Here is a 21,824-nt window from a genome sequence, read left to right as displayed (position 1 = left end):
GAGCCACCTAGAAGCGGTGCCGCAAGCCGACGCGCGTCGCGACCTGGTTGTTCGCGCCGGCGCCCGAGGTACCGAGCATCGCCGGCACGGTGCCGATCTGCGCCTGCACCGGCACGTCGCGCCCCGCGACCGTATTGCTGCCCGATGCAATCTGATAGACGGCGAGCAGGTAGACGTCGGTACGCTTGGACAGCGCGTAGTCGAGCGCGCCGGTGACCTGATGCCATTTGCCGCTGAAGCGGTCGTCGAGATCCGAGAACGTATAGCCGAGCCCCGCCGCAAGCGCGGGCGTGAAGCCGTAGCGGCCGCCGATTTCATAGTTGTTCAGCCGCGACGAAGCGCCCGTGAGCGGTTCGAAGGTCGTATGCGTCCAGTTGCTCCACACGAGGCCCGCGCCGATCGCCACGCGCGCACCGATGCCATAGGTCTCGAGGTCGCGCAGGCCGCCCGTGTTCACGTTCGCGATGCTGACGCTGAACGGTGGCGTCGCGCCGTTCGGATAGCGGATGTTCGTGTACGCGGCGCCGATGCCGAATGGCCCCTGCGCGTAGTTCGCGCCGAAACTGTACGCGCTCGATGCGCCCTGTTGCGAGGCGCCGCCGGCCGTGACGGTCGGCGTGCCGGCGAAGGCGCCGGCCCGATTCGAAAACCCGTACATCGCGCCGAACGTCAGGCCCGAGAAATTCGCGCTGCTGAACTTCACCGCGTTGTTGATGCGGCTCGCGCTCAACTGGTCGACGTCGTTGATATGCCAGCCGTAGTTGCCGGCGGGCGTCTGGCTGCCGGTCGTGTAATTCGCGCCGAGGTAGTCGGTCGAGAACGAATACTGGCGGCCGAACGCCAGCGTGCCGATGCCGTTCTTCGAAACGCCGACGTATGCCTGCCGCCCGAACAGCGCGCCGCCCTGCCCGATCGAACCGTCGGCGCTGCTAAAGCCGTTTTCGAGCACGAACAGCGCCTTCAGCCCGCCGCCCAGATCTTCCGTGCCGCGCACGCCCCAGCGGCTGCCGGACGCGACGCCGTCCGCGTATTTGACGAGGCTCGCATGGCCTGCCGGCGTGGCCGAGTTCGAGACATAGCTCACGCCGGCATCGATGATGCCGTAGAGCGTGACGCTGCTTTGCGCATGCGCGGTGCTCGTGGCGGCGGCAATCACACCGAGACCGCCGGCTACTGCGGCTGCATTGAAGATTTTTTTCATTTAGAGATCCTTTTTAAAGATTTCACGCGTTCGCGATGGGCGCAAACGCAGCGTGGTTTGTTCAATCCGGAAATGCCGCTTCACAAGCCGCCACGAATCGCGGTGCGAAAGCGCGCGCAGACGACCGTGCTCATGCGCGGCGCGAGCCGGGCACGGCACGATGGCGATTCGGTTCGAGGGAATGTTTAACGGTCTTTGTCGCCCGGGTCGGGCGGCCCGCGCTCGACCCAGGGTATGGGAGCCCGCGCGAAGCATTGTGTCCGGCAATGTAGCGCGCAGTTATATCTCGATAAAGGGCCGGCAGGCGATCTGTATCGTTTTGCAGACAGCGCGCATGCCGCTGCCGGAAACGACTGTGCGATACGCGTTCATGGCACGGCGACACGGTATGCCACGCGCAGCGCCTGTCGTGTATCCTTTCGCAGATTCGAACCGTCAGAACAACGCGTCCCATCGCGGCAACCAACGATGAAAACTTCGACAACCGTGAAACCCGAGGTCAGGTTCCGCATGCGCATTCAGCAGGCCGATACGATCGCGCTCGGTCCCGGCAAGGTCGCGTTGCTCGAAGCGGTCAGGGAACACGGCTCGATCTCGGCCGCGGCGCGCAGCCTCAACATGTCGTACCGGCGGGCGTGGCTGCTGATGGACGAATTGAACCGGTCGCTGAAGTCGCCGGCGACGCTCGCCGAGCATGGCGGGCAAAGCGGTGGAGGCTGCGCGCTGACATCCGTCGGCGAGGAAATCATCCGGCTGTATCGCGGCATCGAAACCGAGGCGTATGCAGCCTGCGCAGCCGAGATTTCGGCCTTGACGCGAATGATCCGGCGATAGGTCGTGTGTGGGGCACGCTTACCCGTGCCGCAAACAGAACCGCGACATGCGCGCCGCCGGCGCTGGCACCGGCGTCGGCGCTGCGGCGGCCGCGAGCTGCGCGATCAGTTCGACGAAGCTCGCCACGCTATGTGCGAGTCTGGCCGCTTGCCTCGTAAATCGCCTGCCGGATACGCGGGTACGTGCCGCAGCGGCAGACCACCGGCGTCATCGCCTGATCGATATCCGCGGGGCCGGGCTTGTGGTTGCGCATCAGCAGCGCGCTGGCCGCCATCAGTTGCGCGCTCTGGCAGTAACCGCACTGCACGACGTCGATGCGCAGCCATGCGGCCTTCAGTGCGCGCGCCTGCGCACCGCCGAGCCCTTCGATCGTCGTGATCTTCGCGTCGTGCAGTTGCGCGACCGGCTTCGTGCAGCAGGTCTGCGCGGCGCCGTCGATATGCAGCGTGCACGCGCCGCATACGCCGACGCCGCAGCCGAACTTCGTGCCGGTCAGTTTCAGCTCGCAACGCAGCACCCATAGCAGCGGCGTCGCCGGATCGGAGCGGATCGCCGTGTCGTGTCCATTGATGTTCAGAGACAGCATCGTCCTCTCCTTCGCCCGGCATGGCGGGCAAACTCGAACTTACGCGAGCTTGAGCGGCAGCGAGCGCAGCCTCTGCCCCGTCAGCGCGAATATCGCGTTCGCGACCGCCGGCGCGACGGGTGGCGTCGCCGCCTCGCCGACGCCCTGCGGATGCTCGCGGCTCGACATGATTTCAGTGCTGATTCGCGGGCATTGCTCCATTCGCACGACCGGATAGTCGCTGTAGTACTGCTGCTTCACGGCTCCGCCCTCGAGCGTGATGGATTCGTAAAGCGCCGCGGATAACCCGAACACGATCGCCCCTTCGAGCTGCTGCGCGATCAGATTCGGATTCACGGGCAAGCCGCAATCGATCACGCAGACCACGCGGTTCACATGGATCGTCCTCTCCTTATCCGCCTCCACCGATACTTCGGCAACCTGACCGACGATGCTGCCGAACGCCTCGTGCAGCGCGATGCCGCGCGCCTGCGCGAGGCCGCGTTCATCGGCTTCGAGCGGTGCGCGCCAGCCCGCGAGCTGCGCAACCCGGCGCAGTACCGCGAGATGACGCGGGTGATGGGCGAGCATCGCGGCGCGGAACGCAACGGGGTCTTTGCGCGCGGCGGCCGCCAGTTCGTCGACAAAGCTCTCGACGAAGAACGCCTGATGCGAATGCCCGACCGAACGCCAGAAGCCGACCGGCACCGGCAGCGCGACCGGCTTGTGGCCGATGCGCACATTCGGCCATTCGTACGGCTGGTCGAACGCGCCTTCGTCGTTGGTCTTGTCGAGGGCGCGGCCAAGCGCGGCGACGAAACCCGGCACCCCGTAGTTGCGCGCGAGCCAGCTCGTCACGATCGACTGGCTTGCCGACGTGTTGCGCCATGCGGTCACCGTGCCCGCATCGTCGAGACCCGCGGTGAAGCGCGATACGCAGGCCGGCCGATAGAAGTCGTGCGTCGTGTCCTGCGGGCGCGTCCAGATCGTCTGCACGGGTGTGCCGCGCACGCGGTTCGCGATCGCAACCGCTTGCGCGATGTAATCCATCTCGAGCCGCCTGCCGAACGCGCCGCCGATCAGATGCGGGCGCAAGTCGACTTTCTCTTCGGCTACGCCGAGCATCTGCGCCGTATAGCGGCGTGCGACGTCGGGCACCTGCGTCGCGGTCCAGACGATCGCCGAACCGTCGTTTCCGACCTGCACCGTGCAATTGATCGGTTCGAGCGCCGCATGCGCGAGATACGGCGCATGGTATTCGGCGCTGACCGTGCGCGCGGCGATCCCGAGTGCGGCATCGGCATCGCCGCGTGCGTACCACGTGTGGCCCGCGCTATCGTCGAGCGCTGCGGAAAGGCGCTGCATGGCATCCATGCTCGACACGCGCGTATCTTCGTCGATCCGCCATTCGCACTTCACTGCGTCGAGCGCGTGCATTGCTGCATACGCGTTATCGGCAATTACGGCAACGCCCCCCGTGCCGCCGTGAAACGGCGGCACCGCGAATACGCTGACCACGCCAGGCTGGATGGCCGCGGCGGCGCCGTCGAAATGCGCGACAGCGCCGCCCAGCACCGGGCACATCGCGACACTCGCGTAGAGCAGACCGTCGGGCATCGCATCGATGCCGAAGCGCGCCGAGCCGTCGAGCTTCGACGACGCCTCGATGCGCGCGAGCGGTTTGCCGATCAGCCTGAACGCGGCCGGATCTTTCAGTTCGACCTTGCGTGGCGGCGACTGGCGCGCGGCAAGCGGCGCAAGTTCGCCGTACGTTGCGCTGCGCTTTGCCGCGGAGGTCATGCCGTCGGCGGGCGCGTCGATCGGCCCGTCGTAGACGCGGCCTGCTTTCGTATGGCACTGCTCGACAGGCACGCCCCACTGCGTCGCGGCCGCCTCGATCAGCATCGCGCGCGCCGCGGCGCCGGCCTCGCGCATCGGCAGCCACGCATCGTTGAGCGACGTCGAGCCGCCCGTCATCATCGAGCCTGCTTCGCGCGCGCCCTTGCGCGCAAGCCATGTGAAGAGCCCCTTGGCCACGCTGTCGTCGTCGGGACGAAACGGCAGGTTGCCGGCGACGCTTTCCACGTTGTTGTAAATCCTGTCGACCGGCGCGTCCTCGACGCGGACCGTCGACCATTCCGCGTCGAGTTCCTCGGCGACCAGCATCGCGAGGCCCGTGTGCACGCCCTGCCCCATCTCCGCGCGGCAAACCATCACGGTCACGCGGTTGTCGGCGTCGATCTTGACCCAGCCGTTCATCGCCGTCTGCGCGGGCTGAACCGCAAGCGGCTCCGCGGGCGTCAGCCGCTGACGCGGCGGCAGCGCGGACCAGCCGACTACGAGCGCGCCGAGCGTCGCGGCACCGCCGACAAGGAAGGTTCTACGCTTGACCATGGCACGCTACGAAGCGGTTCTTGACGATGGTTATATCGGTCGCCACGGCCCACCGGGCGCCTCTGACCGGCGGCAGAGGTTGCGGTGAGCGGACATCAGGTAAAACGCACAGGCGCGCATCCGAATGAAAGCAGGCGCGGCGTTCAGCGAGCACGGCTGCGATCCTTACCGCCGTCCGTCGTCGCCATACAGCGCCTAATTTTCGGTCCGGCTGCGCAGTCGCGCCTTCCTGCATCTTAGTGCGCGCAAACGCACCTGCGTAGGCCGGGAATGCAATTCGCTAACCGTCTCTGGGTCGACAGATACGGAGGAACCACCATGGCAAGCATGTTTCAGGAGTTCAAGCAGTTCGCGGTCAAGGGCAACGTGATGGATCTCGCGGTCGGTGTGATCATCGGCGGCGCGTTTTCGACGATCGTCAATTCGATCGTGAAGGACCTGATCATGCCGATCGTCGGCATCGTCACCGGAAACATCGACTTCTCGAACAAGTTCCTGCGGCTCGGCGCGATACCGGCGACCTTCAAGGGCAATCCGGATTCGTACAAGGACCTGCAGACGGCAGGCGTCGCCGTGGTCGGCTACGGCTCGTTCATTACCGTCGTGCTGAACTTCCTGATTCTCGCGTTTATCGTCTTTCTGCTCGTCAAGTTCATCAACAAGCTGCGCGAGCTCGAAAAGACCGAAGCCGAGACGCCGGCCGCGCCGGCCGCGCCGCCCGAGGACGTCCTGCTGCTGCGCGAGATTCGCGACGAGTTGAAGGATCAAAGGCAGCGCGCTTGAAGACCGCGCAACGACGCTGCGGCGCTGCGGCGCTGCGCGCACGATGCGGGAACGCCGCGTGCTCGACCAGCGTGAAGCGGCGGCAATCACGGCGCCGCAACAAGGAGGCTCTCATGCTGCCGAATCACTCACACTCGCCCGCCCCCCTGCGCGCATCCGATCCCGCCGCAGACCCGCCGATTCCCGATCAGCCGGCCATTCCGGACGCGCCGAGTCCGGGCAGGCCCGCCGACGTGCCCGACGTCGGCATCCCCGAACCCGAGCCGGACCGCACGCAGCCGGAACCCGGCAAGCAGCCGGGCCAGTAGCGCGGCACGACCACGGCACGATCCGCGGCACGCGACTGTGCGCGGCCGGACTACTGCGACTTCGCCCGGCCGCACTGAAACGTCGCTGCTTCCGGCTGCCCGCCCCGTCGCCGCGGCGAGGCCTCTGTTCTTCCCGCTGGAACCGCGACGCCATGTACGTATGCCGGTTCGTCAACCGACGCAGCGCGACGTCGCGCGTCCTGCCCTGCCATTGCGCGCGCCGATGCGCAACCCGGCGCGACCTGGCGCAACCTGGCGTTTTCCCTCAAAAACTATTGCTCGACCAACGCCAATTGATTTTTTAAGCTAGCGCTGTGTTTTTTGACCTTGTCAGATGCATAGCTCATGACCGCACCGACCCGCCTCAACCCGAAACTGATTCCCATCACCCGCGACACCCATGGTGTCGACATCGACCTTGTCTACGCGAGCGCGAACAACCTGACGGGCAAACCGATTTACGAACGCGCGCACTGCCTGCTGCTCGAGCCGGCCGAAATCGCGTTGCGCGTAGCGATTGCAATCGCGCGCGACAGCGGCTTCACGCTGCGCATCTTCGACGCGTATCGTCCGCCGCAAGCGCAGCAGGTGCTGTGGGACTTTCTGCCCGACCCGACCTATATCGCCGACGTCAAACGCGGTTCGAACCATAGCCGCGGCGCGGCGGTCGACCTCACGCTTGTCGACGCGAACGGTGAAGCGCTCGATATGGGCACTGACTTCGATGCGATGACGGTCGAATCGGAGCACTTTCATGCGGGCCTGCCGGAACCGGTGCAGCGCAACCGGCTGATGCTGCTCGGCATCATGCACGCGGCGGGCTTCACGCATATCAAAAGCGAATGGTGGCATTACGAATTGCAGGGCGCGCTCGCGCTGCCGCTGATCGACAATGCGGACAGCGGACCGCTGCGCCTGATGTGATTGCCGCGCCGACACGCACCGCCGGTTTGCACGCGTTACAACGACTGCACAACGAATTTCACGACTATCGAGGGGAACGCAGAAAATGAAACCGCGTTTGCGCAACGTGCTCGCCGCGGCCGCACTGGCTGCGGCGATGGGATTTTCGCTGACGGCCAGCGTGCCGGCCCGCGCCGCGACGCCGAAGGACATGCTCGTGATGGCGACGATGCTCGACGAATTCTCGACGCTCGATCCGGGCGAAGTGTACGAGCTCGTGCCCGAGGAGTACATCGCGAACACCTATGACCGGCTCGTGCGAGTGGACCTCGAGGACCCGTCGAAATTCAACGGCGACGTCGCGCAATCGTGGAGCGTGAGCCCCGACGGATTGACTTTCACGTTCAAGATCAAAAGCGGGCTCAAGTTCCATTCGGGCAATCCGCTCACGGCCGATGACGTCGCCTGGTCGATCCAGCGCACGGTGCTGCTCGATAAAGGCGCGGCCGCCGTGCTGCAAGGCATCGGCCTCACCAAAGACAACGTGCTGCAACGCGTGAAGAAGATCGACGACACGACGGTCAGCGTGAGCACCGATCAGAAATACGCCCCGACCTTCGTGTTGAACGTACTCGGCGCCTGGCCCGCTTCGGTCGTCGACAAACAGCTGCTGCTCACGCACCAGAAGAACGGCGACTTCGGCAACGCATGGCTGCGCACGAACGAGGCCGGCTCGGGCGCGTACCGGCTCGTCAAGTGGACCGCCAACGAAAGCCTGATTCTGCAGCGCTTCGACGGCTACCGCGTGCCGCTCGCGATGAAGCGCATCGTGCTGCGCCATGTGCCCGAAGCGGCGACGCAGCGCCTGCTGCTCGAAAACGGCGACGCCGACATTGCGCGCAATCTGAGCCCGGACGACCTCGCCGCGCTCGAAAAATCGGGCAAGGCGCATGTCATGGCCGTGCCGCAAGCGACGCTGCTGTATCTGGGTCTGAACGTGAAGAACCCGAATCTCGCGAAGCCCGAAGTGCAGGAAGCGATGAAGTGGCTGATCGACTACAACGGCATTCAGACCAACATCGCAAAAACCACGTTCAAGGTGCACGAGACTTTTCTGCCGGAAGGCTTTCTCGGCGCGCTGAACGACAATCCGTATCATCAGGACGTCGCGAAAGCGAAAGCGCTGCTCGCGAAAGCGGGCTTGCCGAACGGCTTCAAGGTGACGATGGACGTGCGCAGCAGCTACCCGTACAACGAAATCGCGCAGGCGGTACAGGCGAATCTCGCGCAAGGCGGCATCAAGGTCGAGATCATTCCCGGCGACAACAAGCAGACGCTCGCGAAATACCGCGCGCGGCAGCACGATATCTACATCGGCGAATGGTCGGCCGACTACATCGACCCGCACAGCAACGCGCAGGGCTTCGCATGGAACCCCGACAATTCCGACAAGTCAGCGTACAAGATGCTCGCATGGCGCAATTCGTGGAACATTCCCGATCTGACGAAGGAGACGAACGAAGCGCTCGCTGAATCGTCTACCGCGAAGCGCGCACAGCTGTACCAGACGATGCAGAAGCAGATGCTCGCCCATTCGCCGTTCGTCATCATGTTCCAGCAGGTGTCGCAGGTCGCGATGCGGCCCGGTGTAAGCGGCATCGAAGTCGGTCCGATCAACGATCTCGTGTCGTATCTGCACCTGAAGAAGCAGTAGCGAGGCAGTCACGAAGCAGCGGTAACGGAAGCGAAACCGCAATCGAACCGGGCCTTGCCGTCGCGCAGCGCCCGTGCAAGGAAGCCATCATGTCGACTCCCGTCACGCCGTTTAACCGCCTGCGCGCGCTGCCTGCCCGGCACGCGGGCCTGCGGTGGACGTTGCGCGCGCTGCGCTGGGTGCTGACGCTCGCCATTACGTTCGTCGGGCTGCTCGCGGTCACATTCGTGATCGGCCGCAAGGTGCCGATCGATCCGGTGCTCGCGGTGGTCGGCGACCGCGCATCGGCCACGGCGTACGCGGCCGCGCGCGCGCAGCTGGGTCTCGACCAGCCGCTGGCCGTGCAATTCTGGCTCTACGCGCGCGACGTGCTGCATGGCAATCTCGGCGTCTCGCTGCTGACGGCCAACCCGGTGCTCGACGACATCAAACGCGTCTTTCCGGCCACGCTCGAACTCGCGACGCTGTCGACCGTCATCGGTGTGCTGATCGGCATACCGCTCGGCGTGATCGCGGCGGTCCGTCACAACCGCTGGATCGATCACGTCGCGCGCTTCGTCGGCCTGATCGGCAGTTCGGTGCCCGTGTTCTGGCTCGGGCTCATGGGGCTGCTGCTGTTCTACGCGAGACTGCATTGGGTGGGCGGCCCCGGCCGTATCGATCCGGTCTACGACGGCATGGTCGATACGCGCACCGGCAGTCTGCTGATCGATGCGCTGATCGCCGGCGAATGGGATGTATTTTTCAACGCGCTATCGCATATCGCCCTGCCGGCCGCGATTCTCGGCTATTACTCGGTCGCCTATCTGAGCCGGATGACGCGCTCGTTCATGCTCGAACAGCTGAGCCAGGAATACATCACCACGGCACGCGCGAAAGGCCTACCCGAGCGGCGCGTGATCTGGCGGCACGCCTTCGGCAACATCATGGTGCCGCTGCTGACCGTGGTCGCGCTGTCGTACAGCTTTCTGCTCGAAGGCTCGGTATTGACCGAGATCGTGTTCGCGTGGCCCGGCATCGGTTCGTATCTGACCGGCGCGCTGCTGAACGCCGACATGAACGCGGTGCTCGGCAGCACGCTCGTGATCGGCGCGACGTTTATCGCGCTCAATCTGCTGACCGACGCGCTGTACCGTGTGTTCGATCCGCGCGCCCGCTGATGATGCGTCGCTACCCGCTTTCCATGTGTTTATGAGCCGTGTTCGCCCTTCAACCGAATCGACTGCGTCGCCCGACGATCGCGCCTCGATCGCGCAGGACGCGCCCATGAGCGACGAGCAACTGCTGTCGTCTCGCCCGTCGCCGAGCTGGCGCGCGTGGCTGCTCAGCGACACGCCCGCGTCGCGCCGCCAGGCCGCGTTCGGTCTCGCGTATCGGCGCTGGCGGCGCTTTGCCGGCAATCCGTTGTCGCTGTTCGGCTTCGCAATTCTGATGTTGCTCGTCGCGGTTGCCGCGTTCGGGCCGCTCGCCGCCCCGCACGATCCGCTGCGCCAGGTCCTGTCCGACCGGCTGCTGCCGCCGGGTTCGGTATCGCACTGGCTCGGCACCGACCAGCTCGGCCGCGATATCCTGTCCCGCCTCATCTACGGCGCGCGCATCACGCTGTCGATCGCGATACTCGTGGTGATCGTGGTCGTGCCGATCGGTCTCATGATCGGCACGGTCGCGGGCTTTTTCGGCGGCTGGATCGACAACGTGCTGATGCGCGTGACCGATATCGCGCTTGCCTTCCCGAAGATCGTGCTTGCGCTCGCGTTCGCCGCCGCCGTCGGACCCGGCGTGATCAACGCGGTCGTTGCGATTTCGATTACCGCATGGCCTGCGTATGCGCGGCTCGCGCGCGCCGAAACGCTGCGGCTCGTCGATGCGGACTTCATCCACGTCGCGCGGCTGCAAGGCGCGTCGCGCGCGCGGATTCTGCTGCGCTATATCGTGCCGTTGTGCTCGTCCTCGGTGATCGTGCGTGCGACGCTCGATATGGCGGGCATCATTCTGACCGTCGCGGGCCTCGGTTTTCTGGGCCTCGGTGCGCAGCCACCGAGCCCCGAGTGGGGTTATATGGTCGCATCGGGCCGCAACGTGCTGCTCAACGCGTGGTGGGTCGCGACGATTCCCGGATGCGCGATCCTTTTCGTGAGCCTCGCGTTCAATCTGCTCGGCGACGGCTTGCGCGACGTGTTCGATCCGCGCCATGGAGACTGACCGCATGACGAATACTTCAGCGAAAGCGAATGCCGCGGACCGGGCGTTGAACCCGCCGCCTGCGGGCACCTCCGCTTCTGCTGCGCTCGCCGAAATCGACGATCTGCGCATTGCCTTTCGCGGCCACGACGGCACGCTTGCGCAAGCGGTACGCGGCGTGTCGTTCGCGCTCGACAAGGGCGAGCGCCTCGGCATCGTCGGCGAGTCCGGTTCCGGCAAGTCGCTGACGGGCCGCGCATTGCTCGGCTTGCTGCCGGCCGCCGCGCAGATGCGCGCCAACACGCTGCGTTTCGACGGCACGGACCTGCTCGCACTGAGCGCACGCAAGCGCAGGCAGTTGTGCGGACAACAGATGGGCATGATCCTGCAAGATCCGAAATATTCGCTGAATCCGGTCATGACAGTGGCCGAACAGATGCGTGAAGCGTTCGCGCTGCATGCGCCGAAAACCGGCCGGCGCGAGATGCGCGAGAAAATCGTCGACGCGCTCGCGGCCGTGCATATCCGCAATCCGCAGCGCGTCGCCGATGCTTACCCGCACGAGCTGTCGGGCGGCATGGGGCAGCGCGTGATGATCGCGATGATGGTGTCGACCGGGCCGCGCCTGCTGATTGCCGACGAGCCGACCAGCGCGCTCGACGTGCTCGTCGCCGCGCAAGTGCTTGCGATTCTGGATGAAACGATCGCGAAGCACGACACCGGGCTGATTTTCATCAGCCACGATCTGCCGCTCGTGATGTCGTTTTGCGATCGCGTCGTCGTCATGTACGCGGGACGTATCATCGAAACCTGCGCGGCGCGCGATCTGTTGCATGCACAACATCCTTATACGCGCGGTCTGCTGGCCGCCAATCCGCCGCTTGTCAATCCGCCCGAGGAATTGCCCGTACTCGCGCGCGACCCGGCGTGGCTGGCCGACCCGCTCGCAAGCGTACAAGGAACTACCGTATGAACGAGCCGATCATCGACGTCGATGCGCTGACCGTGCGCTTTCATACGAAAAGCGGACCGTTCGATGCCGTGCGCGGTGCCAGTTTTCAGGTTCGGCCCGGCGAAGCATTTGGACTGGTCGGCGAATCGGGTTCGGGCAAATCGACGGTGCTGCGCGCGCTGACGGGGCTTGTGCCGATAGCGGGCGGGCGCGTGGCGATCGGCGGACGCCCGGTAGGCGCGCGAGCTCAGCGCGGTACGCACGGCCGCGCGCTGCAACGCGAGGTGCAGATGGTGTTTCAGGATCCGTACGGTTCGCTGCATCCGCGCTTCACCGTCGATCAAACGCTGCGCGAACCGCTTGCGATCAACGGTCTCGATCGCGAGGACGAGCGCATTGCCGCCGCGCTGCGCGAAGTCGGGCTCGGACCGGCATACCGCTTCCGCTATCCGCATCAGCTATCGGGCGGCCAGCGGCAGCGCGTGGCCATCGCCCGTGCACTGGTCGTCGAACCGCGCGTGCTGCTGCTCGACGAACCGACGTCGGCGCTCGACGTATCGGTCCAGGCGGAAATACTCAACCTGCTGCGGCGCCTTGCGCGCGAGCGCGATCTGACGATCGTCCTCGTGAGCCACAACCTCGCGGTGATCGGCTTTCTTTGTTCGCGCGTCGCGGTCATGCGCAACGGCGAGATCGTCGAAGAACCCGGTATCGAAGCGGTGCGCGAGCAACGCGTGCAGCATGAATACACGCGCAGCCTGCTGCTTGCGACTGCCGGCTATCGGCGCAACGCAGCCGATGCGATTGGGGTGGACGCGGCGATGTAACGCGCGCAGCATGTCGTGCGCGGTCGCGGGAGGCTACTGCGTCGCCATCAGCTTCCGGTTGAATCGCCTCATTCCATCGAAGACCCTCGTGGCGACATCGGCTGGAAAATCGGCCGGCAAGCGCGCCGACACGTCGTCGATCACCGCGTCGGTACGCTGCGCAACCTGCGCGATCATCTCTTCCACCTGGTCTGCCGGATAGCCGACGCGGGCGCCTTGCGCGATCCAGTGGCGCCGCTGGATCTCGGCGATGTGATAGTGCTTGTCCTGACTGCGTACCGACATCGCGAGCTTCGCCTTTTGCCGCGCAAGCCGGTTGCGTCCGTTGCCGATGATCGGGTGAGCCGACAGAACATCGTAGAGCGGCGTTGCCCTGTACCGATTGTCCGGGAAATGAGCGATGCTGAAGTTCTTCGCGTGCCCGTCGGTTGCGGCGAGAAGCCAGAACACGATCTGCGTCACGAAGAAAGCGCGCCGGTCCGATGCCGCGTCAGCGGAACTCGAAAGAATTTCCATGATGCGTTCGACGCCGGGGCCGCCGTCGTTCTCGTACTTGCGCAGCGCCGGCGTGCCGGTCGCCTGGCACATGTCCTCTTGCGGAAGCCGGAGGATCCAGCGGCGGTTGCTGGCGAGCCTGCGATCGAAGCGCCTGACGACCAGAACTTTCTGGTCTTCGAAGCGCGCCATCGTGCAGTCGGCCACCGGCAGTCCGTATGCGGCCACGATCTTCGAGCAGAGCCATTCGTTTTCGACCGACGTGCGCATATCGGCCTGCATGTTCCCGACGAGCCCAAGCGGAAGCTTGAAAATATGCGTGGTGGGCGTACTGCCTTCCGGCAGCAGCCATTGGCCGCCATGCCACAGCAGTGCAGTTTTTTCCTGCGCGCCGGCGATCGACAGGCGCAGGTCTCCAGCAGCGTCTTGCCGGCCGAGCACGTCCGTCGCCGTGGTGTCGCGCAACAGCTTCGCCACCGCTGCCTCGTCGAGCGGCTTGCCGTGGATCGATTGCAGGTCCGCCGGTACTTCATCGGGCGGCAGCAACTGGATCGCGCCGACGCAGTCGCGGCCCAATTCGGTCAGCATCGCGAAAGAGGACGTGTCGCGCGCCCGATAACGCACGGCGATGCGCCGCCGTATCGCCTCGCTGTCGGGTAGCAGATTGTCGAAGAACGCTTCGACTTCGGGCCCCTGGTAAGGCTGGTTGCCTGGCGTAAAGGGCAACGAGAGCGACAACGGGCGGCCTTGCACGTCCGCCACCCAGTCGTCGTGGTACACGAGCCGCTCCGCGCCACGGGAGACTTCCCAGTAACCGACGGGCAACCCGTTCATCCAGATGTCGAGTCGGTTCGCACGGGCGCCGCGCATCATGTCTACCAATCCTCTCGCTTACGAATCACACGTTTGGTCGTTTCTCGTGCCGACGCGGCTCGCGTTTTCCTCGTGGCGCCACCGTTCGCCGGAACCGCCTCGCCCTGCTGTTTCGTCGCACCGGCGCGCTCGGGCGCCCGGTTTTGTGCCGCGGCACCCGCTTTGGGCTTGCCGGCCGATTGCAGCGCCGGCTGTCGCCCCGACTGCGGCCTCGGCTGTTGTCCCGAGCGCAAGCCCTTACCGGAATCCGGGGCTGCAGGCGGGCGCGGCGCGGCGCGGCGCGCTCGCACGGACCAACTGAGCGTCATATCGACGTTCAGGATGCGCAGCACTCTGAGCACGCGCTCGGTGCTGGCCGAGCCCGGATTGGCTTCCAGCGCCGCGTATGTCTGCTGCGCGATGCCGAGAAGGTCCGCCATGCCGGCCTGGGTGAGGCCGGAAGACTTTCGGAATGCCCTGAGCATCAGATGAAGTTCACTGGCTGTACGAACGGGATATTCCACGACCCCACCTCCGCTTTCATCGCCCGAAAATACAGTCTATTGCCTGTAAAACGATACTACAGGGTAAAGGCTGTACGCAATACAGCGTATAAGCTGTAAAGTCGAAATACAGATTATAGGCTGTAAATGCAAAATACAGTCTAAAAGCTGTAATCGTGCGGTGCTCCGGCAGCGGGCCGTCATGTGGCCGGTGCCGCTCCTTGCCCCCTCGCCCCTCGGGCCGGTCTTCAACCCGCCATCACCCGGTTCCTTCCCCTCGCCTTCGCCGCATACAGCGCGGCGTCAGCGCGCGCCATCAGATGCGCGAGTGTCTCGCCGCGCCGGTATTCGTCCGCACCCGCGCTGAACGTGTAGACGAGACGTTCGCCGTCCGGCAGCAGGCAGCCGCTGCCGGCGATTTTCGCGCGCAACCGGTCGAGTTGTTCGACCGCGTCCGCGCGTCCCGTCGATGGGCAGAGCACCGCGAACTCCTCGCCGCCGAGACGCCCGAACAGGTCGTTCGAGCGGATGCCCGCCGCAACGACGCGGCCGAAATGCGCGAGCACCTCGTCGCCGCACGCATGCCCGTGCCCGTCGTTGATCGACTTGAAGTGGTCGATATCGATAATCGCGATCGACAGCCGCGTGCCGTTCGCGAGCGACTGCGCAAGCCGCGCTTGCGCGCGTGCAAGAAACGCGCGGCGCGTCAGCGCGCCCGTCAGTTCGTCGATGTTCGCCCAGCGTTCGAGCCGCTCGGCCATCCGGTCGTGAGCGAGCATCACCATGCCGATCGACAGGGACGGCAGCGCGAGAATGCCCAGGCCGAGGAACGCGACGTTGACGGCGTTCGGCTGCAGCAAGACCGTCTGATGCACAAGGTCGAACCCATAGATCAGCCCGCGCGACAGATGGCCGAGCGCGCCCAGCGAAGCGGCTGCGGTGACGAAGTGGTAGCTGTATTTCGGCCGTCCGGGAACGTGGCCCTTCCAGGTGATCCAGGCGACCGACGCGTACACGTACGCATGAAACAACGACGCGAGCAGAATGCGCGCGTTGATGTCGGGCACGACGTAGGTCCAGCACAGGAAGCCGACCATCATCGCGGCCCAGCACGCATACTCGCCGAATTCGATCGGCCGTCGTCCGAAGAATTGACGGCAGCCCTGCAACATCTGCAGCACGGCGATCGAGAAGATGCCGTTGGCGATGATCACCGACAGGTAAAGCGGCGCGCTGCGTTGCAGTGTAAAGAGAACAAGCCCGACGATCGCGAGCAGATTGCCGCTGATCCAGTAGCCGACGCCCGGAATCGCCGCAGGCCGCAACGAACCGAGCACGGCCATGCTCATGATGCCGGAGAGCACGGTCACGATCAGGATGTTGACTGGGTCGAGCATGGACTAAGCGGGATCGTGCAAGGCGTCGCCGAAGTTGCAAAAGGACACGCGGCAGCGCCTCGCGCCGGCAAGGCTGCGCAACGGGATTGTCTGACTATACGACTCAGTTTACGGCACAAAGCCCGCTTTACTTGAAAACGCGCGCAACATCGCGCGACACGTCATGTATAAAATCGACGCATGACCGCACCGCCGACCCTGCCCTCGCCGCGTTCGCGCGACGAACCCGAGCTGCCGTGGCACACATCGGGCCCCGCCTCGCTGACAGCCGCGGCATCGATCGCATTGATCGCGTGGCTCGCGTTCGCCGCACAAACCGACATCACCATCGACAGGCTCATCGCGCATGGTTATGGCGTGTTCGATGCGCTCGAACGCATGAGCAGCTATCTGACCAACCTGACCGTGCTGCTGTGCGCCGTCAGTTTCACCTGCGTCGCGCTGCGGCCGCCCACGCCGATCGGCCGCTTCCTGCGCGCGCCGACGGTCGTCACGGCGATCGTCGTGTACATGGTCTTCGTCGGCCTCGCGTATAACCTGCTGCTGCGCCATCTGTGGACGCCGCATGGCTACCGGTCGCTCGTCAACGAAGCCCTGCATACGGTGCTGCCGGTGCTCAGCGCGCTGTACTGGCTGCTCTTCGTGCCGCGCTTTCATCTGACGATTCGACGCAGCCTTTTGTGGCTCGTGTATCCGCTCGCGTATATCGCCGTCACGATGCTGCGCGGCAGCCTGTCGGACTTCTATCCGTACCCTTTCATCGACGTGCTCGAACTCGGCTACCAGCGCGTGTTGATCAACGAGATACTGCTGGTGGGCGCGTTCGTCGCGCTCATGGTGCTGTTCATCGCGGTCAATCACCGGCGGCCGCTGCGCGTGCGGGCAGCATCGATAGCGGTAGGCGCGGCATCCGATACGACGCAGGACGCGGGGCGCTAGTGCACGCGCTTCATCACTTGGCCCTCGACGATGCCGGCGTGGCATGAGGATTGCCCCTTCCGTGGAGCGAGCGCATCCGTCGTCACACGCGATGCCGTGCGCTACCGACCACAAGCGAGCCCACTCATGACACATCACCTGTCGCAAGACACACGCAACAGGCATCTTCACACGCCGACGCCGCCTGAAATCGAGCCTGATCCCGCATCGCCGCCGGCCGACGATCCTGACGCGCCCCCCATCCCCGAAAGGGAACCCGGCAGCACGCCGCCACCCGCCGGCGATCCGCCATCGGAGGCGCCGCCGACGCACATGCGCCCATCTGCGATGCGCGCCGCCCGCTGATCGCAGCCGCCTTTCGACTTTTCACACGTTATCCCGCAGCGAGCGCCGCGAGCGTATCGCCGAATCCGCCGCGCACGCGCGCATCGACGCGCGCGCTCGTGACGACGCGCGGCGCCGCGCTCCACGCGATGCGCACGCCGGCCGCGATCAGCAGGTCGACGAGCGCGACATCCTCGCTGCACGCGAGCGGCGGAAAGCCACCCGCGCGACGATACGCGCGCGCCGACACGCCGATGTTCGCGCCATGAATATGCCGGTGCCCGTCCGCATCCATGTAGGCGCGATAGAACGAGGCGCGCGTGCGTTCGTGATGCGGCGTCCAGTCGTCGACGGTGACCGGCCCGCACACCGCGTGCGCGCGCAACGCGAGCTGCGCGACGAGCCAGTCCGGTGCAACGCGGCTATCGGCATCCGTGAAGGCGAGCCAGCGCGCGCCACGCGCGAGCAGCCGATCGGCGCCGGCCGCACGCGCGATGCCGACATTGCGCGCGTCGAGCTCGATGATCTCGACGTCGAACTCGCGCGCGACCACGGCACTGTCGTCGTCGCAGTTATCGAGCACGACGATGGTCTGCACCGCTTCGCCGCGCAGACGCGGATGCCGCGCTGCCTCGCGCGCCGCACGCAGGCACGCGCCGAGCAGCTCCTCTTCGTTATGCGCCGGAATCACGATGCCGATCATGCGAGTCCCTCCTGTTGCGCGACCGAACGGCCGTCCGCCGACCACACATCGAGCAGCAGGTCCGGCTCCTCGTGGTGAACGATGCGGGCGAGGGACGCCGCGCGGTCGAAGACGGCGTGCGCCGCCTCGGCCGACAGGCGGCGCTCGACGAACGCATGGCGCCAGTGGCACGCGACCAGCGTGCCGTCTGCGGCGAGCGACGCGCACGCGCGTTGTGCGAGCAGCGCGGTTTCATCGGGATCGAGGTAGTACGCAAGTTCGCCGATCACGATCAGATCGAACTGCGCATCGGACGAACCCGGCCCTACGCCGGACACGTTCGCATGAGGCCACTCGTGCGGCAGCACGCGCTGCTCGATCACGACGTTGCGCAGTCCCGCGCAGCGCTCGCGTGCGAGCTGCACCGCCCGGCCGCTCAGATCGCACGCGAACAACGCGTCGCAGCGCTCCGCCAGCAGCGCGGTCAGTTCGCCGTTCGCGCAGGCGGGTTCGAATGCGCGTCGAAACCGTTCGCGCGGCAACGCGGCGAGCGTCAACTGTTGCTTGCGCCGTTCGTACCAGCGATGCCGATAACCCCAAGGGTCGTCGTTCTCGCGATACAGATCTTCGAAATAGGTGGTGGTGAGCGCCATGCGGTCGGGTCCTCGCGCTACAGACGGGCAAGCCGCCACTGCGCGTCCGGCTCTTCGCACGCGAGCGGACTCAGTGACGCGGTTGGATCGGACAAGTTGCGCAACGCTTCGCCAAGCGATGCCGCATCGCGTTCCGCATGGCTTTGGCGCAGGAACACCGGAAGGTCCGCTGCGGCGCGCGCAAAGTGCAGATCCGTGCATAGCGGTCCGGGCCCGAGCGCGCGCGTTGCATGCGCGAGCACCGACGTCGCGGCTTCTTCGATTGCGAGGCGTGCGCACATCGCGCGGCGCATCGCGTCGGCACGCGGATAACGGTCGATCCATGCTGCGGTCTCGCGCAGCAGCGCGCCCGCGGCAGATAGTTGCGCGTCGGCCGCGCCCAGATGCGCGCACGCATGCGGCTCCGTGCGCCGGACGAGGTGCGCACGCAGCACAGCCGCAATTCCGACCGCGCAGCCATACCAGCAAGCGGCAATACCGGCACCGCCGTGCCAGAAGCCCGGTCGCGCGAGATAGGCGCCCGGTTCGCCGACCTGCACTGCTAGCGCGCCATCGAAACAGACTTCGCTCGTGCCGGTCGCCGCCATACCGACCGCATTCCAGCCGCCGTCCGAGACATGAACCGATGGTTGCGCGAGTTCGACTGCGGCAAGCACAGGCTCGCCATACCTCGACGCCGTGACGAGTGCATGCGTGAGTAGCCCTGCACCCGAGCACCAGGGCTTGACGCCTTCGAGGCGCAAGGTGGCGTCCGTGCCCGCCGTTCCACGCGATACGCCGCTCGCATCGGAGCGCGCGCTATTTCGCTGCGGCGCTGCCGCGACTTTGCGGTTCGGCGGCTCGGCGGCCCAGACGCCCCAGCGCTGTCCGCGCGCGGCAAGCCCGGATGCATGCAGTTCGGCGAGAATCGCGAGCGCGTCTGTGTGCCCTTCGTAGAGCTTGACAAGCGACAGGTCGCACCGGGCCACCGCGGCGAGCGCGCTCCAGCGTTCGACCGTGTGTCCACGGCCCGGCAGCGGCACGCGGTCGAGGCCGCGCGCGCAGAGCGCCTCCAGCGCGGCGCCGCGGCTTTGCGGCGCATCGGTCGTAAATCGCAGCGCCGCAAGCTGCTGCTCGAGCGCGCATTGGAACCCGTCGTTTTCGTCATCACGGTCACCCGCGCTGTGTGCGCGGCGCACAGCGTCGCGCACCGCATCGTTGCCGATGTGGTTCATCGAAACCTCCGTCGGGGAATCACTGCGGCATGCGCCTCAACGATCGGAGCAATTGGGACGCAGCTTCAAATGATCCGAAGCACTGTCCGTTGCGGCCGTCAGTGCACGCATGCCATGTCAATGTCACTTGAACCGCAAGCGTCATGCCTATGCGCGAAATTGCCTGCCGTGTCGTTGCCGTGTCGTAACTGCAGGCCTCGCAGACGTGACGGCGCATCGGGCGATGCACGCCACGAGCGCCTATGCGACGCAAGCGCGGCACCAACCGGACGGGACACCGCCGACGCAAACCGCAGGTAAAGCAGGTAAATACCGAGCGGCGCAATTGCAGGCCTGGAACCCTTTCCCGAGCCACCGGCACAGCGTTTGCGAGGCGTTCCGGCAATCCGTGGTCCATCGCGAATCGCGCACGCCGCCCATCGCGCTCGAACCAGCGCCGCGCTTGACGTCCGTGCCCTTCGCGACCTTCCGTTTCACGATACGACCGTCACGAGGTTTCCCATGTCCACTCAACCGATGCAAAAGGTCGCCGCGCTTGCCGATCTCGAAGAGGCCCGTCCGCGCCGCGTCAAGGTCGGCGACACGCCGATCGTGCTGATTCGCGCGGGCGAAACCGTTCATGCCTACGGCGCCGATTGCCCGCATGCCGGTGCGCCGCTCGAAGAAGGCGCGCTCTGCCATGGGCGACTGATCTGCCCGTGGCACAAGGCGACGTTCGACGTCGCAAGCGGTGCGATCGTCGAGCCGCCGGCGCTGCTGCCGCTCACGCGCTATCCGGTGGAGATCGACGGCGGCAACGTGCTGGTGTCGGCGCATGCCGAGACCAGAACCGGAATCGAGGGCGAGCCGGTAGCCGTGTCGACGAGAGGCGCTGGCGCGACGAAATCCGCGACCCAGCGCGTCTTCGTCATCATCGGCGCTGGAGCGGCTGGCGCGGCCGCGTGTGCGGCGCTGCGCGAATTCGGCTATCGCGAGCGCATCGTGCTGATCGACGACGACGCGCATGCGCCGTACGACCGCACGACATTGAGCAAATTCGTACCGTCCGGCGATATGAAAGTCGACGACGTGCCGCCGCTGCTGCCCGATGGCTTTTTCGAGCGGCACAAGATCGAGCGGCTTCACGCGCATGCGACGCGGCTCGACGCAAAGCGCCGCGAAATAGAGTTCGACGGCAGGCCGATGCTGCGTTACGACGCAGCGCTCGTCGCCACGGGCGGCACGCCGAAAATGCCGCCGTTACGCGGCAGCGAAGATCCGGCGCTCAATGAGCGGCTGTTACTGCTGCGCAACCGCGCCGACGCGGCGCGCCTCGCCGGACTCGCGGCGCAGGCAAAACATGCGGTCGTGCTCGGCGCAAGCTTTGTCGGGCTCGAAGTTGCCGCATCGCTGCGCAAGCGCAATCTGCGCGTGACGGTCGTCTCGCCGGACAGCGTGCCGTTCGAGAAGCAGTTCGGCGCCGAGCTCGGCCGCATCTTTATGAAGCTTCACGAACAGAACGGCACCGAATTGCGCATGCGCACGCAAATTGAAGGCGTCGAGACCGGTACCCCGCTGCGCGTGAGGCTCTCGGGCGGGGATGTGCTCGATTGCGACTTCCTCGTGGTCGGCACGGGCGTCGCGCCGGCGACGCATTTCGTGACCGGCGTTGCGCACAACGACGATGGCGGACTGAACGTCGACGCGTCGATGCGCGTCGCGGACAACCTGTACGCGGCTGGCGACGTCGCCGCGTTTCCATACGGCGACAACCGCCGCGTGCGTATCGAGCACTGGCGCGTCGCGCAGCAGCATGCGCGCGCGGCGGCTCGCGCGATGGCCGGCGGCGGCGATCCGGAACCGCTCGTGCCGTTCTTCTGGACTTACCACTTCGAACGGAACTTCAACTATCTCGGTCACCCGCAAGCATGGGACGAAGTCGTGATGACGGGCAAGCCCGACCAGTACGAGTTCGTCGCGCTGCTGTGCAAGCACGGCTATGTGGCCGGCGCGCTGGGCTGCGGCCGCGATACGGAGCTAGCGAAGCTTGCCGAAGCGATGCGCGAGCCGCTCAGTTGCGAGGACGCGCAGCGAATGATCGGCACGAATGGCCGTTGAGGCTGC

Annotated in this window: 20 protein-coding genes; 11 read left to right on the top strand and 9 right to left on the bottom strand. The window is 65.7% G+C overall.

Annotated features, from left to right (window positions below; genetic code table 11):
* Positions 1 to 7: 7 nt before the first annotated feature.
* Complete coding sequence (locus BTO02_RS11085; protein ID WP_075157077.1) at positions 8 to 1,201, bottom strand: porin; 1,194 nt, start codon at positions 1,199 to 1,201, stop codon at positions 8 to 10.
* 468 nt (positions 1,202 to 1,669) lie between these two features.
* Here BTO02_RS11085 and BTO02_RS11080 point away from each other — a divergent pair, with 468 nt between their 5' ends.
* Positions 1,670 to 2,035, top strand: a complete 366-nt coding sequence (locus BTO02_RS11080; RefSeq protein WP_232243332.1) for a winged helix-turn-helix domain-containing protein — start codon at positions 1,670 to 1,672, stop codon at positions 2,033 to 2,035.
* Between the two features lie 127 nt (positions 2,036 to 2,162).
* On the opposite strand, the gene BTO02_RS11075 is transcribed toward BTO02_RS11080, so the two are convergent.
* Both BTO02_RS11075 and BTO02_RS11070 read right to left on the bottom strand, forming a co-directional pair.
* A complete protein-coding gene (locus BTO02_RS11075) occupies positions 2,163 to 2,621 on the bottom strand; it encodes a (2Fe-2S)-binding protein (protein WP_075157075.1) in 459 nt (152 codons plus the stop codon).
* A gap of 39 nt (positions 2,622 to 2,660) precedes the next feature.
* Entirely contained in the window at positions 2,661 to 4,994 is a 2,334-nt protein-coding gene (locus BTO02_RS11070; RefSeq protein WP_075157074.1) for a xanthine dehydrogenase family protein molybdopterin-binding subunit, read from the bottom strand.
* A 318-nt stretch (positions 4,995 to 5,312) separates the two neighbouring features.
* On the opposite strand from BTO02_RS11070, the gene mscL reads away from it, so the two are divergent.
* The 8 genes from mscL to BTO02_RS11030 all read left to right on the top strand — a co-directional run bounded on the left by mscL (position 5,313) and on the right by BTO02_RS11030 (position 12,662).
* Positions 5,313 to 5,777, top strand: coding sequence for a large conductance mechanosensitive channel protein MscL (mscL, locus tag BTO02_RS11065; RefSeq protein ID WP_075157073.1), 465 nt, complete (start codon positions 5,313 to 5,315; stop codon positions 5,775 to 5,777).
* 113 nt (positions 5,778 to 5,890) lie between these two features.
* Entirely contained in the window at positions 5,891 to 6,085 is a 195-nt protein-coding gene (locus BTO02_RS34250; protein ID WP_156883800.1) for a hypothetical protein, read from the top strand.
* 345 nt (positions 6,086 to 6,430) lie between these two features.
* Positions 6,431 to 7,009, top strand: coding sequence for a D-alanyl-D-alanine dipeptidase (gene ddpX / locus BTO02_RS11055; RefSeq protein WP_075157071.1), 579 nt, complete (start codon positions 6,431 to 6,433; stop codon positions 7,007 to 7,009).
* An 85-nt stretch (positions 7,010 to 7,094) separates the two neighbouring features.
* Positions 7,095 to 8,702 carry an ABC transporter substrate-binding protein gene (locus BTO02_RS11050; protein ID WP_075157070.1) on the top strand — a complete coding sequence of 536 codons (1,608 nt, stop codon included), beginning with the start codon at positions 7,095 to 7,097 and terminating at the stop codon, positions 8,700 to 8,702.
* 89 nt (positions 8,703 to 8,791) lie between these two features.
* The gene (locus tag BTO02_RS11045; RefSeq protein ID WP_075157069.1) at positions 8,792 to 9,862 is read left to right on the top strand and encodes an ABC transporter permease; all 1,071 of its coding nucleotides are present in this window, start codon (positions 8,792 to 8,794) and stop codon (positions 9,860 to 9,862) included.
* Positions 9,863 to 9,968: 106 nt separating this feature from the next.
* On the top strand, positions 9,969 to 10,904 hold the full coding sequence (gene nikC, locus BTO02_RS11040) for a nickel transporter permease (protein ID WP_075158782.1): 936 nt from the start codon (positions 9,969 to 9,971) through the stop codon (positions 10,902 to 10,904).
* Between the two features lie 4 nt (positions 10,905 to 10,908).
* Positions 10,909 to 11,856: an ABC transporter ATP-binding protein gene (locus BTO02_RS11035; RefSeq protein ID WP_083615077.1), complete on the top strand. Its 948-nt coding sequence runs from the start codon at positions 10,909 to 10,911 to the stop codon at positions 11,854 to 11,856.
* Between the two features lie 8 nt (positions 11,857 to 11,864).
* Positions 11,865 to 12,662: an ABC transporter ATP-binding protein gene (locus tag BTO02_RS11030; protein WP_075158780.1), complete on the top strand. Its 798-nt coding sequence runs from the start codon at positions 11,865 to 11,867 to the stop codon at positions 12,660 to 12,662.
* Between the two features lie 33 nt (positions 12,663 to 12,695).
* On the opposite strand, the gene BTO02_RS11025 is transcribed toward BTO02_RS11030, so the two are convergent.
* The 3 genes from BTO02_RS11025 to BTO02_RS11015 all read right to left on the bottom strand — a co-directional run bounded on the left by BTO02_RS11025 (position 12,696) and on the right by BTO02_RS11015 (position 15,909).
* Positions 12,696 to 14,030: a type II toxin-antitoxin system HipA family toxin gene (locus BTO02_RS11025; protein ID WP_075157068.1), complete on the bottom strand. Its 1,335-nt coding sequence runs from the start codon at positions 14,028 to 14,030 to the stop codon at positions 12,696 to 12,698.
* Between the two features lie 2 nt (positions 14,031 to 14,032).
* A complete protein-coding gene (locus BTO02_RS11020) occupies positions 14,033 to 14,449 on the bottom strand; it encodes a helix-turn-helix domain-containing protein (protein ID WP_232243331.1) in 417 nt (138 codons plus the stop codon).
* Positions 14,450 to 14,760: 311 nt separating this feature from the next.
* Positions 14,761 to 15,909 (bottom strand): GGDEF domain-containing protein, encoded by a 1,149-nt coding sequence (locus BTO02_RS11015; RefSeq protein ID WP_075157066.1) that lies wholly within the window; start codon positions 15,907 to 15,909, stop codon positions 14,761 to 14,763.
* 180 nt (positions 15,910 to 16,089) lie between these two features.
* Between BTO02_RS11015 and BTO02_RS11010 the strand changes: the two genes are divergently transcribed.
* A complete protein-coding gene (locus tag BTO02_RS11010) occupies positions 16,090 to 16,848 on the top strand; it encodes a Pr6Pr family membrane protein (protein WP_075157065.1) in 759 nt (252 codons plus the stop codon).
* A 373-nt stretch (positions 16,849 to 17,221) separates the two neighbouring features.
* Here the strand turns inward: BTO02_RS11010 and BTO02_RS11000 are convergent, their stop codons facing one another.
* Genes BTO02_RS11000 through BTO02_RS10990 form a run of 3 tightly spaced genes read right to left on the bottom strand, consistent with a single transcriptional unit; the run spans position 17,222 to position 19,721 of the window.
* Complete coding sequence (locus BTO02_RS11000) at positions 17,222 to 17,875, bottom strand: glycosyltransferase (protein ID WP_075157063.1); 654 nt, start codon at positions 17,873 to 17,875, stop codon at positions 17,222 to 17,224.
* On the bottom strand, positions 17,872 to 18,507 hold the full coding sequence (locus BTO02_RS10995) for an SAM-dependent methyltransferase (RefSeq protein WP_075157062.1): 636 nt from the start codon (positions 18,505 to 18,507) through the stop codon (positions 17,872 to 17,874). Before BTO02_RS10995 ends, BTO02_RS11000 begins: the two co-directional genes overlap by 4 nt.
* A 17-nt stretch (positions 18,508 to 18,524) precedes the next feature.
* Positions 18,525 to 19,721 carry an acyl-CoA dehydrogenase family protein gene (locus tag BTO02_RS10990; RefSeq protein ID WP_075157061.1) on the bottom strand — a complete coding sequence of 399 codons (1,197 nt, stop codon included), beginning with the start codon at positions 19,719 to 19,721 and terminating at the stop codon, positions 18,525 to 18,527.
* 501 nt (positions 19,722 to 20,222) lie between these two features.
* Here BTO02_RS10990 and BTO02_RS10985 point away from each other — a divergent pair.
* Positions 20,223 to 21,818 (top strand): apoptosis inducing factor family protein, encoded by a 1,596-nt coding sequence (locus BTO02_RS10985; RefSeq protein ID WP_075157060.1) that lies wholly within the window; start codon positions 20,223 to 20,225, stop codon positions 21,816 to 21,818.
* Positions 21,819 to 21,824 lie beyond the last annotated feature (6 nt).

The organism is Paraburkholderia sp. SOS3 (genome assembly GCF_001922345.1).
Taxonomy (GTDB): domain Bacteria; phylum Pseudomonadota; class Gammaproteobacteria; order Burkholderiales; family Burkholderiaceae; genus Paraburkholderia.
The sequence above is the reverse complement of the archived record's forward strand: the minus strand, read 5'-3'. Positions and strand labels throughout refer to the sequence as shown.

What these genes read in the sequence shown, in the direction of transcription:
- BTO02_RS11085 (WP_075157077.1), bottom strand. Translation starts at nt 1,201, where the DNA reads ATGAAAAAAATCTTCAATGCAGCCGCAGTAGCCGGCGGTCTCGGTGTG.
- BTO02_RS11080 (WP_232243332.1), top strand. Translation starts at nt 1,670, where the DNA reads ATGAAAACTTCGACAACCGTGAAACCCGAGGTCAGGTTCCGCATGCGC.
- BTO02_RS11075 (WP_075157075.1), bottom strand. Translation starts at nt 2,621, where the DNA reads ATGCTGTCTCTGAACATCAATGGACACGACACGGCGATCCGCTCCGAT.
- BTO02_RS11070 (WP_075157074.1), bottom strand. Translation starts at nt 4,994, where the DNA reads ATGGTCAAGCGTAGAACCTTCCTTGTCGGCGGTGCCGCGACGCTCGGC.
- mscL (WP_075157073.1), top strand. Translation starts at nt 5,313, where the DNA reads ATGGCAAGCATGTTTCAGGAGTTCAAGCAGTTCGCGGTCAAGGGCAAC.
- BTO02_RS34250 (WP_156883800.1), top strand. Translation starts at nt 5,891, where the DNA reads ATGCTGCCGAATCACTCACACTCGCCCGCCCCCCTGCGCGCATCCGAT.
- ddpX (WP_075157071.1), top strand. Translation starts at nt 6,431, where the DNA reads ATGACCGCACCGACCCGCCTCAACCCGAAACTGATTCCCATCACCCGC.
- BTO02_RS11050 (WP_075157070.1), top strand. Translation starts at nt 7,095, where the DNA reads ATGAAACCGCGTTTGCGCAACGTGCTCGCCGCGGCCGCACTGGCTGCG.
- BTO02_RS11045 (WP_075157069.1), top strand. Translation starts at nt 8,792, where the DNA reads ATGTCGACTCCCGTCACGCCGTTTAACCGCCTGCGCGCGCTGCCTGCC.
- nikC (WP_075158782.1), top strand. Translation starts at nt 9,969, where the DNA reads ATGAGCGACGAGCAACTGCTGTCGTCTCGCCCGTCGCCGAGCTGGCGC.
- BTO02_RS11035 (WP_083615077.1), top strand. Translation starts at nt 10,909, where the DNA reads ATGACGAATACTTCAGCGAAAGCGAATGCCGCGGACCGGGCGTTGAAC.
- BTO02_RS11025 (WP_075157068.1), bottom strand. Translation starts at nt 14,030, where the DNA reads ATGATGCGCGGCGCCCGTGCGAACCGACTCGACATCTGGATGAACGGG.
- BTO02_RS11020 (WP_232243331.1), bottom strand. Translation starts at nt 14,449, where the DNA reads ATGGCGGACCTTCTCGGCATCGCGCAGCAGACATACGCGGCGCTGGAA.
- BTO02_RS11015 (WP_075157066.1), bottom strand. Translation starts at nt 15,909, where the DNA reads ATGCTCGACCCAGTCAACATCCTGATCGTGACCGTGCTCTCCGGCATC.
- BTO02_RS11010 (WP_075157065.1), top strand. Translation starts at nt 16,090, where the DNA reads ATGACCGCACCGCCGACCCTGCCCTCGCCGCGTTCGCGCGACGAACCC.
- BTO02_RS11000 (WP_075157063.1), bottom strand. Translation starts at nt 17,875, where the DNA reads ATGATCGGCATCGTGATTCCGGCGCATAACGAAGAGGAGCTGCTCGGC.
- BTO02_RS10995 (WP_075157062.1), bottom strand. Translation starts at nt 18,507, where the DNA reads ATGGCGCTCACCACCACCTATTTCGAAGATCTGTATCGCGAGAACGAC.
- BTO02_RS10990 (WP_075157061.1), bottom strand. Translation starts at nt 19,721, where the DNA reads ATGAACCACATCGGCAACGATGCGGTGCGCGACGCTGTGCGCCGCGCA.
- BTO02_RS10985 (WP_075157060.1), top strand. Translation starts at nt 20,223, where the DNA reads ATGTCCACTCAACCGATGCAAAAGGTCGCCGCGCTTGCCGATCTCGAA.